The following is a 12,402-nucleotide window of genomic DNA, read 5'->3' on the forward strand; positions in this document are numbered from 1 at the left end:
CGAGAAGCGAGTGGGTGCCGGCCAGCCACTGTGCGACTCGCGCCAGAGACGTGCATCCGATAGCGGATTGGGCCTTTGAAAGAGCCACACGCCGTAGTGGTCTTGCACCATGAGCCCTAACGCCTGAGTTAAGCCGACCCGCGAAGCGGGTTCGGCTTGAAGGAATTGTTAGGGCCCATTGCCGCGAACCTTTGCGCGTGATCTCTTGTTCCATGGCAGCGTGCCAGCTTGCCGTGTAGTCTGCCTAATTAGCTCGTCTTCTATGCTGAGTCTTAGATAGTCAGGTTCTATCAGAATGGCCGTGACGCCGAACTCCTGTCCGGCGTTCAGCGCCTCACGGACACGGTGCAGCTTTGACTCGGTCCCGGCGGGGGTGTGGAAGAGGTGTTGGCGGATCCTCTCCCAGCCACTTTTCACTGATCTTTGCCCGATGTATTGGAGGGCCCATGAGTCTGAGCCCTTTTGTCTTGACCATATCGCATACAAGTTGATTGGCAACGTGCCAAGCGTTTCTGGAAGTTTATTCTTGCGCAAATCGTTCAGGTCGGCGTGCACGACAACTGACGGAGTCGTCTCAAGTAGTGCGGCCCTGCAGAGTTCTAGGAGTTGCGTCAAATCTGCCTGGAATTTACCCATTGGCCCTAACGCCTGAATTAAGCCGACTTGGCCGCGCCAGCGGACAAGTTCGGCTTGAATGAATTGTTAGGCGGCAACAAACTGAACTTTGAGTGCCGCCACGAACTTCATGGCCTCATCGGCCATGTGCTGAGCATACCGAGGAGCCGGATCAATGACTTTGCCAAGCTCTACAGCTTTCTCATGTACCAATTCCTTCCGGATACCGCGAAACTCCTTAGCCATGGTGAGCAGCCCGGGATCGGCAACGCCCAGTGCGACCAGGCGCTCTTCATAAAGCATGCGGTCGATCTTCGTTGCCGCGGGCTTGCCGAAGCGTTGAAGCGATATTAGGTAGGTCAGCGCCTCAAAGAACATGGCGGAGAAGGCGATGACGATGCATGCGTGCTTGAAGGCGCTGCGGGTCGCGTCATAAGTGATGATGTAGCCCGAACCATCCGGCTTAGGTGTTCGGCCCGCACTCATTGCCTCCTGCATAGCAGCGTAAGACTCTTCGGCCATCGCTAGGAATACGTCAACGTTGCTGAGGTATGGCATTGCCGCCTAACGCCCGAATTAAGCCGTGCCGTGAAACGGCATCGGCTTGAATGAATTGTTAGGCCGCGGGCCCACGGTATTGGAGCTGCCACAACCTGCCTCTAAGAATCTTGATCGTCAGCCAGCCGAACAAGAGCGATGTTGCAGCATATGGCCAAGCTTGGTGAAGCGAGAAGAAGGCGTGATCTTTGTAAGGTCCGCTGCCGGCAATTGCTTGATAGAGCAAAACAAAGACCCCAAGTACACAGCCGAGCGCTACCAATGACCAAAGGGCTGTCATTGCCCAGTAGCGAATAGGTGCAGTCTTGCGTTTGAGCACGATGCTGCCCATAACCCAGACGCGGCGTGTCTCGATGGCGTCGACGACGAGATCAACGAGGAAAATTGCTAGAAACAGAAGTGAAAGGAAACGAAACATTGTTTTCAGCGGCCTAACGCCTGAATTAAGCCGCGCCGCGAAGCGGCGTCGGCTTGAATGAATTGTTAGGCGGCATGGTTCCCTACTTAGTTGTGAACGAGGTTAAACATCTTCAGGATGATGGTGCCCTCACGGAACAGGCCAAAGAAGGAATAGCCAGGGGCCCCGACATAATTACCGGATGAGCACGAGACCAATCTGTACTGATCACCGATTTGGTAGAGGGCTTTCATCCTAAACCAGTCCTCTTGGGTCTCGGGTTCTTCGACGCCACCGAGGCTGGCGTACATGAGCATTTCATAGCGACGTAACGGGGCTGAAACTCTGCAGCCGTCCTGCAGTCCCATGCCAGTCGACACGCGAGTTGGCTCCATCGGTGGTGCCATTGGTGTGTGGACACATCCCGCTGCCAGTGCGGTTACGATCAGAAGGATCGTGTACTTGACGATGCTCTGTAAGCGCTCAAATCGACGTATCACCTCAGCCTCCCGCGGATGCCGCCTAACGCCAGAATTAAGCCGCGCCGCGAAGAGGCGTCGGCTTGAATGAATTGTTAGGCCGCGGGGCCGGGAGTCCTGCCATCTTGTGAATCGTTGTGCCACGTGATGAATAGTGGTGGCAGGCCTGTTGATCGAAAGTGCTCGATCGCTTGCATGACAAGCGGCAATGGCAGTGCCCATGAAGCTGGGTACTGATCAAGTTGCCCGTTGTCTATGACGTAGTCGACAAACGCATCATCCGGACCAACGTACTCTGGATTGCGAGAACTAAAACCCGCGTCCCCGGGCTCGCGCAAATACATCAGCCAACCAAGGTCCCCGCTTATCATGGCGCTCAACGCTTCGCCATGTGGCCCGTCAAACCATAGATGTTGGTGGAATGGTTGAGACATATCGCCCGAGGCCTAACGCCTGAATTAAGCGGCGCCGCGAAGCGGCGTCGGCTTGAATGAATTGTTAGCTGTCAACTCTGACGGTACCCGTCGAACTCCCACAGCAGCTCGTGATTGAGAGCTTGAGCAACGTCTTGCCAACTTGGGCGGGAAGCGTGCGCAAGGAGGCGATTGACCGAGTGCTCCACCTGATACCAAGAGAACGAATCAATGATCAGTGTGCCACGCCTCCAGCCGAATCTCCCCGACTCAGCTAAGGCGCTTGGCGTGACAACAGTAAAGGAAAAGCCGTCTCCGACGGTGCCAGAACTCGGTCCAATCGTAGCTAGCATTGGAACGAGGCAGTGCGCTGGGTCTGGAGGAAGCTCTCCGGCGGCAAGATCGGAGCTTGAGAGGCTGAGCAGCTTAGGAACGATCATTGACGGCTAACGCCTGAGTTAAGCCGACCCGCGAAGCGGGTTCGGCTTGAATGAATTGTTAGGCGCCATGGCCGGCCGGCCCCAACACCTGATCTGCGACTCTCAGAAAGTCCGAGAGTTGGGCTGGATCGCCGCTGCCGCCATCGCTCCAGACCGTCATGGAAAGATCTCCAAGCAAGTCCAACGTACTGCTCTCACCGCGCGCATTGTATTGCTCGACAAATTGAACAAGCAGCATGTATGCCTGCTCAAGCGTGAGGGTGCGTTGGAAGTTCGGGTCGCTGAGCTTATGCATGCAAAGCTGTTTCTCCATGGCGCCTAACGCCTGAATTAAGCCGTGCCGCGAAGCGGCATCGGCTTGAATGAATTGTTAGCCCTCTGCTGGATTACGTACGAGAGCCCGGTACTTTGGATCTTCACCTTGGAGAATGCGGCCGTCGGATTTCCTGGAGGCTATGGAAATTAGTTGACGGGCCTCTTCTAGATTGCCTTGTTCATATGCGACCTTGGCAATAAGAAACTCCGCTTCACCAAGGTCGTGGCGCTTCTCGCGAAAGTCGAGGCTGCGCTCTGCCCAAGTATGCGCCTCGTCCAAGCGACCTAGTCGTAGCAAGATGGCTACGGCGTATTCAATCACCATGTACGCATTGGGCTCTTCAAGCTTGTTGCGCGGTAGGCCGTCCCAGATTTCTTTTACCTCAGCAAAGGCCTGCTCATAGTGTCCGCTCGCGTAGAGCGCTCCGGGCGATTGCAAAGACTTCATGACGGAGTCAAGCAAGAGACTCTCCATTGAGGGCTAACGCCTAATAGACCCCATTTCGGGGTGATAGCGCCGAGTATTCAGATTGCGTGCGGGCGCGTCAATCGGGATTTTCCCAGGTGGTTTCAGTGACTTGTCCGATGGTGGGGCGCGATGGTCCATGCGAGTTTGGCTGCGTTATTCGCATGGAATGCGGTGGTCATGGATTATCAGGGCAGGGATGGGGTGGTATCGGAAGCCGCTGCGGTGGTGCGGCGTCCGGGCTTGCTGGAGGAAGTGGCCCGCAGGTTGCGGGCAGGGCATTACAGCCTTCGGACCGAGCGGGCCTACCTGGGCTGGATAAGACGGTTCGTCGTGGCCAATGGCAGGCGTCATCCGCGCGAACTCGGGGCGGGAGAGGTCGAGGTGTTCCTGACCGGCTTGGCGGTCGAGGGAAACGTCGCCGCCAGCACGCAGAACCAGGCCTTGTCGGCGTTGCTGTTCCTGTACCGCGAGGTGCTGGGCCTGAAGCTCGCGTGGATGGACGAGGTGGTCCGCGCCAAGCGACCGCAACGGGTGCCGACGGTGCTGTCGCAGACGGAAGTGCGGGCGTTGCTCACGCAGATGGATGGCCGCATGGCCTTGCTGGCGAAATTGCTGTACGGCACCGGCATGCGCTTGATGGAGGGCGTGCGGCTGCGCGTGAAGGATCTGGACTTCGCCCGCAACGAGATCACCGTGCGCGAGGGAAAAGGTGGCAAGGACCGGCGGACGGTGTTGCCCGCATCGCTGGTGGCCGGCCTGCAGGCGGAGGTGCAGCGGGTCCATGACCTGCACCGGCAGGATCTCGCACTGGGCGCGGGTGAGGTGTGGCTGCCGCATGCCATGTCCCGCAAGTATCCGAATGCGGCGCGTGAACCGGGATGGCAGTACGTGTTTCCCGCGCAGCGCCTCAGCCACGACCCACGCGAGGGCTGCTGGCGACGCCATCACCTGGATGAGGCAATGCTCTCACGCTCGCTCAAGCGCGCGCAGCACTTGGCAAGCATCGCAAAGCCGGTGACGGCGCATGTGCTGCGCCATTCCTTCGCCACCCACCTGATCGAAAGCGGCTACGACATTCGCACGGTGCAGGAACTCCTTGGCCACAAGGACGTGGCCACCACGCAGATCTACACGCACGTCCTCAACCGCGGCGCAGGTGCCGTGCTCAGCCCGTTGGACCGCTGACATGCGGGCACGTTGGCAGGCGTCTCCGCCGCCCGCGGGCCTGGCATGCGTGGCGGCGCTGCTGCTCGGCATGGTCGGCATGCTGTGGCAACCACGATTGCCTGCGTCCTGGGTGCTCTGGCTGCTGCTGGTGATGGGCCTGTCCGCGTGGTGGTGGCCCTCTCGCGGGCGCTGGGTCGGCGCATGGCTTACGGGGCTGGCATGGGCTGGCCTGCACGCGACGTGGAGCCTGGGCGTCCAACTACCGATAGCGTGGGAAGGGCGCGAGGTGATCGTGGTCGGACAGGTGGTCGGACTGCCGGAACCGCAGGCGCGACGCACGCGCTTCCTTCTGCGTGTCGATGACGAGTCCGGTCAGCCGGCGCCGCTGCGGGGGCGGCTGCTGCGGCTCGCCTGGTACGACGATTTCGGTGCGATCGAGCCAGGACCAAGAATGCAGCTGCAAGCCGGTGAACGTTGGCGGTTCCGCATCCGTGTGCGGGCGCCGCGCGGGTTGGCGAATCCGGGGGGCGTGGACGCCGAACGCTACGCGGCAGCGCAGCGCATCAGTGCCACGGGTTATGTGCGTGACGGAGGCGAAGTAAACAGGCTGTCGGCAGGCCGGGGCATCGATGCCTGGCGCAGCGGCATGTCGGACCGCATCGTCGCGGGCGTTCCGGATGGCCCGGCACGCTTCGTGCGGGCATTGGCGCTTGGCGATACGCGAGGACTCGACGATCGGGACTGGCAGGTGCTTCGTGCCACCGGGCTGACCCATCTGGTCGCGATCTCCGGCTTCCATGTCGGCATGGTGGCCGGCGCGTGTGCGTTGGCAGCGGCCGGGCTGTGGTGGCTTGTTCCGGCGTTGGCCCGTCGTGTGCCGCGCCCGCAGGCGGCGGGTGCCGCCGCCCTGATCGGTGCATTGGCCTACGCGGCGGTGGCGGGGTTCGCGTTGCCGACGGTGCGGACGGTACTGATGATCGCGGTGGTGGTACTCGCACGCTTGGCCCGCCGCCATGTCCGCATCGTGGATGTCCTCGCGCTCGCCATGCTGGTGGTTCTGCTCTTCGATCCCCTGTCGTTGCTGGCGGCCGGCTTCTGGTTGAGCTTCGGCGGCGTGGCGTGGCTGGCGTGGTGCCTGCCTTCGTCGTTGCACTGGGCGAAGGCGTTCCTGCCTGCGCAGGGCGTCGCGACCGTGGGGTTGCTGCCATTCACCGCGGTGCTGTTCGGACAGGCATCGCTGGCCGGACCGCTGGCGAACATGGTGGCGATTCCGTGGTGGAGTCTAGTGGTCGTGCCGCTGTCGCTGGTGGGCTCCGGTCTGGAAGCCATGCATCCCGGTGCGGGCGTCTGGGCGTGGCGTGCGGCAGCGGCCTGCTTCGCCCCGAGCTGGCAGGTGTTCGAACAGGTGGCGCAGCATCGCTACGCCTTGTGGTGGCTCCCCGAGAGTCCGTCGTGGGCCGTGTGGCTGGCGCTGGCAGGAGGATTCTGGCTGCTGTTGCCGCGCGGTGTGCCCGGCAAGGCGCTTGCCCTGCTGTTGTGGTTGCCACTGCTGTGGCCCGACCGGGAGCAGCCGCGTGAGGGTGAGGTGGAACTGGTGGTGATCGACGTGGGGCAGGGCTTGTCCGCGCTGGTGCGCACGGCCAACCATGCACTGCTGTTCGATGCGGGCCCCGCGGTGGAAGAGGGATTCGATGCTGGCGAGCGCGCCGTCGTACCGGCCCTGCGCGCGCTCGGTGTGTCCCGGTTGCACGCGCTTGTGGTCAGTCATGGCGACAACGACCATGCCGGGGGCGTCGATGCCGTGCGCGACAGCTTGCCGGTGCGCACGGTGCTGGCCCCACCGGGTAGCCCGGTGGATGCACGGGCGGCGTGCGTCGCCGGCGCATCGTGGACGTGGGATGGCGTTCGCTTCCGTTTCCTGCATCCGGGCCTGCATTTCCCCTATCTGGGCAACGAAGCGAGCTGCGTGCTGAAAGTGGAGGCACCGCAAGGCGGCGGCCTGCTGTTGCCGGGCGATATCGGTGCCGTCATTGAGCGCGGGCTGGTCCATCGTGATGCGGACGCGCTGCGCTCCCAGGTGGTCGTGCTGCCGCACCACGGCAGCGCCGGGTCCTCCGATCCGGCCTTCATTGCCGCCACCTCGCCCCGGCTGGTACTGAATGCCAGTGGCGCAGGCAATCGCTTTGGTCACCCGCGGGCCGACGTGGTGGCGCGCTGGCGCAGGCAGGGGGCCGAGGTGCTGGATACCCAGTCCGGAGGCGCGCTGCGCGTGTGGCTGGGCGAAGGCGGGCTGCAGGTGCGTGAACGGCGTCACGACCGGGCGCGCTGGTGGGACGCCGTGCGGCGCCGGCAGGCCGGTGGGCTATCCTATCGGCTGGAAGAAGGACGGCCCGATGCGCCGGAGGACTGAACGTGCTGGAACTGGTGAAGGCCGGCGGTTGGCCGATGATCCCGCTGCTGCTGCTCGGCGTGCTGGCCCTGGCCATCGTGGTGGAACGTTTCTGGTCGCTGCGCCGCAAGGAGATCCTGCCGCCCGGGCTGGGCGAGGAAGTCCGCGCCTGGGCCGGCCGTGGCCAGCTGGAGCCGGCCCATATCGAGTCGCTGCGCCGCAACTCGCCGCTGGGTGAACTGCTGGCCGCAGCGCTGGACGTCCGCAACAAGCCGCGCGACCAGATCCGCGAGCGCATCGAGGACACCGGACGCCACGTGGTCCACCGCATGGAGAAGTTCCTCAATGCGCTGGGCAGCATCGCCTCCGCCGGTCCGCTGCTGGGCCTGCTGGGCACCGTGGTCGGCATGATCCAGATGTTCCTGGGTATCCAGGACAGTGGTGTGGGTGACGTCAATGCGCTGGCCGGCGGTATCGGCAAGGCGCTGGTGTGCGCGGCGGCCGGTATGATCGTCGCCATCCCGGCGCTGCTGTTCCATCGCTACTTCCGCGGCAAGGTCACCGGCTACGTGATGGAGATGGAGAAGGAAGCCACCGCGCTGGTCGATGCGCTGGAAGCCCGCCATCCGCGTCCCGCCGCCCGTCCGTCCGGCGCGGTCGCGCCGGCAGCGGCGCCGACCAACGCCTGAGGCCGGCGCATGCGCATCCGCGACGACCGTTCGCAGGAAGAACCCGAGATCAACCTGGTGCCGTTGATCGACGTGATCCTGGTGCTGATCATCTTCTTCGTCATCACCACCACCTTCGATGCGCGCTCGATGCTGCAGCTGCAGTTGCCGAGCGCGACCGGCGAACCGGTCGCCGCGCAGGTGAAGGCGCTCAGCGTGCTGGTCAATGCCGATGGGCGCTACTTCGTCGACGAGCATGAAGTGCTTCGCCCCGACATCGATGCGCTCAAGCAAACCGTGCAGCATGTCGCCGGCAGCGACCGCAGCCGGCCGGTGCTGTTGCGCGCCGATGCCCGCACGCCGCACCAGGCGGTGGTGACCGCGCTGGATGCGCTGGGCCAGCTGGGCTTCCGCAAGATCAACATCGCCACCGCGCCGGAGGCGCAGAAGTGACCGCGACGGATTCGCCCTGGCAGGTCTACAAACGGCTGCTCGGCTTCGCCAAGGCGTATCGCGGGCTGCTGGCGCTGGCGGCGCTGGGCGCACTGCTCGAGGCGGCTGCGGGCAGCGGGTTCCTGGTGCTGATGAGTCCGATCACCAACAACCTGGTGACGCCGGAGGACATCAACCAGTGGATGCCGCTGGCGATCATCGGTTTGTTCGTCGTCCGTGGCGTCGCGGGTTACATCACCGACATGAGCATGGGCAAGGCGGCCCGCAGCATCTCGCGGGACCTGCGGGTGAAAGTGCTGGCGAAGTACCTGCGCCTGCCGGGCCAACGCTTCGACAGTGAGCCGGTCCCGTCGATGCTGGTGCGCCTCGGCTCCGACAGCGATCAGGTGTCGCAGGCTGCGATCGACGCCATGAAGGTGATGGTGCAGCAGTCCTTGCAGGTGATCGGTGCCCTGGGCGTGATGCTCTGGTACAGCTGGCAGGTGACGCTGACCATCCTGGTGCTGGCGCCGCCGCTGGCGTGGGTCATGGACAAGGTAGCCAAGCGCTACCGCCGCATCAGCCACCGCATCCAGGAGAGTGCCGGGCACATGCTGCAGGCGGCGGACCAGACGCTGTCCAACCAGCAGGAAGTGAAGGTCTACGGTGCGCAGTCGGTGGAGATGACGCGCTACACCTCGCTCGCCAATACCAACCTCAACCTCTCGATGAAGGTGGAGTCCACCCGCGCCATTTCCTCGGCGATGGTGCAGTTGATGGGCGCGACGGGCCTGGCGGCGCTGCTGTTCATCGCGGGTCGGGAAGCGATGGCGGGCCGGCTGACCGCCGGCGATTTCGTCTCGCTGATGACGTCGATGATGGCGATCATCCCCGCGCTCAAGCAGCTGACCAACGTGCAGAACATGCTGCAGCGGGGCGTGGCCTCGGCGCAGCGGCTGTTCTCGGTGCTCGATGCCGACGACGAGCAGGACGCGGGCACGCGGCCGCTGGATCGCGCCCAGGGCGTGCTGGAGTTCCGCGACATCACCACACGCTATCCCGGCCAGAGCCGGCCGGCGCTGGAAGGCATTTCCTTTACCGCGCGCCCAGGCACGGTCACCGCGATCGTCGGCCGTTCCGGCAGCGGCAAGTCCACGCTGATCAAGCTGATTCCTCGCTTCTACGAAGCCGAGTCCGGCAGCATCCTCCTCGATGGCCATCCGCTGCAGGACTATCGCCTGGCCGACCTGCGCCGGCAGATCGCGCTGGTGGGCCAGCAGGTGATGCTCTTCGACGGTACCGTCGCCGCCAACGTCGCCTACGGCGAGTTGCAGGGTGCCGAAGCGATGGCGATGGAAGAGGCCATCCGGGGCGCCAACGCGATGGAGTTCGTAAGCGAGTTGCCTGAGGGCATGCAGGCGTCGATCGGCAACAAGGGCGGGCGCCTGTCGGGCGGCCAGCGCCAGCGCCTGGCGATCGCGCGCGCGATGTTGAAGGACGCGCCGATCCTGATCCTGGACGAAGCCACCGCCGCGCTCGACAACGAATCCGAACGCCTGGTGCAGAACGCGCTGCAGAAGCTGATGCCCGATCGCACCACGCTGGTCATCGCGCACCGCCTGTCGACCATCGAACACGCCGACCAGGTGCTGGTGCTGGATCAGGGTCATCTGGTCGAACAGGGCACGCATGCCGAACTGCTCGCGCGCGGCGGGCTGTACGCCCACCTGTACCAGATGCAGTTCCGCGAGGGCGAGGCGGGGTGAGTCGCCGCACGATGCCCCAGCCCCCGGCCTACTGGTTCGGCGATGGCCCGGTGCCGGCATGGGCGCGTGCGCTGGCGGGCGTGTACAGTGCTCTGGTCGCAGTGCGGAGCCGTCTGTACCGCATCGGCGTGCTGCGTCGGCACCGTGTCGGGGTGCCGGTCGTCGTGGTCGGCAACATCACGGCCGGCGGCACCGGCAAGACGCCGCTGACGATCGCACTGGTCGAACGGTTGCGCGCGGCCGGCTTCAAGCCGGGTGTGGCCAGCCGCGGTTACGGCCGCAGCGGCGAAGCGCAGGCGCGCTGGGTGGATGCGGCGACGCCGCCCGCCGACGGCGGTGACGAGCCCGTCCTGATTGCACGCCACACCGGCACGCGCGTACGCGTGGATCGCGACCGCGTCGCGGCGGCGAAGGCGCTGGTCGCGGCAGGGTGCGACGTCGTGATCTGCGACGACGGCCTGCAACACTACCGGCTGCAGCGCGATGTGGAGATCGAAGTGATCGACGGCGCGCGCCGTTACGGCAACGCGCGCATGATGCCGGCCGGTCCATTGCGCGAACCCGTCGCGCGGGCGGCGGCATGCGACTTCCGCGTGGTCAACCTGCCGGAACCCGACAGTGCCGCGGAATTCGGCGAATGGCCGATGCGCCTGCAGGCCGACGATGCGTTGCCCCTGCGCGGGGGGCGGCCGAAGCCCTTGTCGGCGTTCGCGGGCCAGCGCGTGCACGCGGTGGCCGGCATCGGCAATCCCGGCCGCTTCTTCACCATGCTGCGCAACGAGGGGCTCGGGGTGGTGCCGCATGCCTTCGCCGACCACCACGATTACCGTGCGGAGGATTTCGCGTTCGGCAGCGAGTTGCCCGTGCTGATGACCGAGAAGGACGCGGTGAAGTGCGCCGCGTTCGCCAATGCGTGGTTCTACAGCGTGCCGGTCACCGCGAAACTACCCGAAGCGTTCTGGATCGCCCTGCTGGAGAAGCTCGGGTCGTCCGCGAACGTCGTTGCGAAGTAGCACCCACTCTCCGACCCGGATACGGATTCCGATGACCGATTTCATCGTCGCCATTCCCGCCCGCTATGCGGCGTCCCGTCTGCCCGGCAAGCCGTTGCGGCTGCTCGGTGGCACGCCGCTGGTCGTGCATGTCGCCCGGCGCGCGCTGGCCGCCGGCGCCCGCGAGGTCTGGGTGGCCACCGACGACACGCGCATCCTCGACGCCCTGCAGGGTACCGAGGTCCGGGTGGCGATGACCTCCGAGCGGCACGCCTCCGGCAGCGACCGCCTCGCCGAGTGTGCCGACATCGCGGGTTGGGCCGACGATGCGCTGGTGGTGAACCTGCAGGGCGATGAACCGTTCGCGCCCCCGGCCGGTATCCGCACCGTCGCCGACACGCTGGCCGCCAGCGGCGCGGAGATGGCGACGCTGGCGGTGCCGGTGGATGACGCGGCCACGCTGTTCGATCCCAATGCGGTCAAGCTGGTGCGCGCGGCCAATGGCGATGCGCTGTACTTCAGTCGTGCGCCCATTCCGTGGCACCGCGATGCGTTCGCGCAGTCGCGCGACGCGCTGCCACCCGGGCAATGGTTGCGGCATATCGGCATCTACGCCTACCGCGCCGGTTTCCTGCGTCGCTTCTCGGCGATGCCACCGGGCCGGCTGGAGCAGATCGAATCACTGGAACAGTTGCGGGTACTGGAAGCAGGGCATCGCATCGCGGTGGCGCTGACGCCGGAACCGTTCCCCCCTGGCGTCGATACGCCGGAAGACCTCGCGCGCGCCGAGGCGATCCTGCAGGCGCAGGCGTGAACCTGCTGGTCGTCTGCCTCGGCAACATCTGCCGTTCGCCGATGGCGGAAGGCGCGCTGCGCGCACGACTGGCGGCCTCGCCGTTTGCCCGCCAGGTGCGGATCGACTCCGCGGGAACCGGCGGTTGGCATGCGGGCGAGCCGCCGGATCCGCGCGCCATCGCCTGTGCCCGCCGCCATGGCGTGGATATCAGCGGACAGCGCGCGCGCCAGCTGTCCGTGCGCGATTTCGAAACGTTCGACTGGATCCTGTGCGCCGACCATGCCAACGTCCGTGACGTCCTGCGCGTGGCGCCGGTGCCGCCGCGCGGGGGCGTCGGCCTGCTGCTGGAGTGGGCCGGGGTTGAGGCGGCCGGTGAGGTGCCGGACCCCTACACGGGCGGGCCGGAGGACTTCGAGAGGGTGTGGCGACTGGTCGATTCCGCGGCACAGGCGGTCGTGGCCAGACTCGCCGTGAACTGAGACTGCGGCATAATCAGGGACGATGAC

The 12,402-nt window shown here is 64.9% G+C and carries 12 protein-coding genes; 8 read left to right on the forward strand and 4 right to left on the reverse strand.

Features of this window, described 5'->3' with window-relative positions; genetic code table 11:
* Window positions 1–702: 702 nt before the first annotated feature.
* The 4 genes from IB230_RS00005 to IB230_RS00030 all read right to left on the reverse strand — a co-directional run bounded on the left by IB230_RS00005 (window position 703) and on the right by IB230_RS00030 (window position 3,680).
* Window positions 703–1,137 (reverse strand): hypothetical protein, encoded by a 435-nt coding sequence (locus tag IB230_RS00005; protein WP_192267567.1) that lies wholly within the window; start codon window positions 1,135–1,137, stop codon window positions 703–705.
* Window positions 1,138–1,231: 94 nt separating this feature from the next.
* A complete protein-coding gene (locus IB230_RS00010) occupies window positions 1,232–1,591 on the reverse strand; it encodes a hypothetical protein (RefSeq protein WP_192267568.1) in 360 nt (119 codons plus the stop codon).
* Window positions 1,592–2,960: 1,369 nt separating this feature from the next.
* Window positions 2,961–3,197, reverse strand: a complete 237-nt coding sequence (locus IB230_RS00025) for a hypothetical protein (RefSeq protein WP_192267571.1) — start codon at window positions 3,195–3,197, stop codon at window positions 2,961–2,963.
* A 75-nt stretch (window positions 3,198–3,272) separates the two neighbouring features.
* Window positions 3,273–3,680 (reverse strand): hypothetical protein, encoded by a 408-nt coding sequence (locus IB230_RS00030; RefSeq protein ID WP_192267574.1) that lies wholly within the window; start codon window positions 3,678–3,680, stop codon window positions 3,273–3,275.
* A gap of 183 nt (window positions 3,681–3,863) precedes the next feature.
* On the opposite strand from IB230_RS00030, the gene IB230_RS00035 reads away from it, so the two are divergent.
* The 8 genes from IB230_RS00035 to IB230_RS00070 are packed head-to-tail and all read left to right on the forward strand — an operon-like array spanning window position 3,864 to window position 12,375.
* Window positions 3,864–4,871, forward strand: a complete 1,008-nt coding sequence (locus IB230_RS00035; protein ID WP_192267575.1) for an integron integrase — start codon at window positions 3,864–3,866, stop codon at window positions 4,869–4,871.
* Between the two features lies 1 nt (window position 4,872).
* Window positions 4,873–7,263 carry a DNA internalization-related competence protein ComEC/Rec2 gene (locus IB230_RS00040; RefSeq protein ID WP_225589094.1) on the forward strand — a complete coding sequence of 797 codons (2,391 nt, stop codon included), beginning with the start codon at window positions 4,873–4,875 and terminating at the stop codon, window positions 7,261–7,263.
* 2 nt (window positions 7,264–7,265) lie between these two features.
* Window positions 7,266–7,931 carry a MotA/TolQ/ExbB proton channel family protein gene (locus IB230_RS00045; RefSeq protein ID WP_192267576.1) on the forward strand — a complete coding sequence of 222 codons (666 nt, stop codon included), beginning with the start codon at window positions 7,266–7,268 and terminating at the stop codon, window positions 7,929–7,931.
* 9 nt (window positions 7,932–7,940) lie between these two features.
* On the forward strand, window positions 7,941–8,363 hold the full coding sequence (locus IB230_RS00050) for a biopolymer transporter ExbD (protein ID WP_192267577.1): 423 nt from the start codon (window positions 7,941–7,943) through the stop codon (window positions 8,361–8,363).
* Window positions 8,360–10,108, forward strand: coding sequence for a lipid A export permease/ATP-binding protein MsbA (gene msbA / locus IB230_RS00055; RefSeq protein WP_192267578.1), 1,749 nt, complete (start codon window positions 8,360–8,362; stop codon window positions 10,106–10,108). The genes IB230_RS00050 and msbA overlap by 4 nt, the downstream gene beginning before the upstream one ends.
* On the forward strand, window positions 10,105–11,121 hold the full coding sequence (gene lpxK / locus IB230_RS00060) for a tetraacyldisaccharide 4'-kinase (protein ID WP_192267581.1): 1,017 nt from the start codon (window positions 10,105–10,107) through the stop codon (window positions 11,119–11,121). Before msbA ends, lpxK begins: the two co-directional genes overlap by 4 nt.
* A 31-nt stretch (window positions 11,122–11,152) precedes the next feature.
* The gene (gene kdsB / locus IB230_RS00065; RefSeq protein WP_192267584.1) at window positions 11,153–11,914 is read left to right on the forward strand and encodes a 3-deoxy-manno-octulosonate cytidylyltransferase; all 762 of its coding nucleotides are present in this window, start codon (window positions 11,153–11,155) and stop codon (window positions 11,912–11,914) included.
* Window positions 11,911–12,375, forward strand: a complete 465-nt coding sequence (locus tag IB230_RS00070) for a low molecular weight protein-tyrosine-phosphatase (protein ID WP_192267586.1) — start codon at window positions 11,911–11,913, stop codon at window positions 12,373–12,375. Before kdsB ends, IB230_RS00070 begins: the two co-directional genes overlap by 4 nt.
* Window positions 12,376–12,402: the final 27 nt, after the last annotated feature.

The sequence above is a fragment of the Pseudoxanthomonas sp. PXM01 genome (genome assembly GCF_014851815.1).
Lineage (GTDB): Bacteria > Pseudomonadota > Gammaproteobacteria > Xanthomonadales > Xanthomonadaceae > Pseudoxanthomonas_A.

Bases quoted from the DNA above. Each gene is read 5' to 3' on its own strand.
- IB230_RS00005 (WP_192267567.1), bottom strand. From the start codon at position 1,137: ATGGCCGAAGAGTCTTACGCTGCTATGCAGGAGGCAATGAGTGCGGGC.
- IB230_RS00010 (WP_192267568.1), bottom strand. From the start codon at position 1,591: ATGTTTCGTTTCCTTTCACTTCTGTTTCTAGCAATTTTCCTCGTTGAT.
- IB230_RS00025 (WP_192267571.1), bottom strand. From the start codon at position 3,197: ATGCATAAGCTCAGCGACCCGAACTTCCAACGCACCCTCACGCTTGAG.
- IB230_RS00035 (WP_192267575.1), top strand. From the start codon at position 3,864: ATGGATTATCAGGGCAGGGATGGGGTGGTATCGGAAGCCGCTGCGGTG.
- IB230_RS00040 (WP_225589094.1), top strand. From the start codon at position 4,873: ATGCGGGCACGTTGGCAGGCGTCTCCGCCGCCCGCGGGCCTGGCATGC.
- IB230_RS00050 (WP_192267577.1), top strand. From the start codon at position 7,941: ATGCGCATCCGCGACGACCGTTCGCAGGAAGAACCCGAGATCAACCTG.
- kdsB (WP_192267584.1), top strand. From the start codon at position 11,153: ATGACCGATTTCATCGTCGCCATTCCCGCCCGCTATGCGGCGTCCCGT.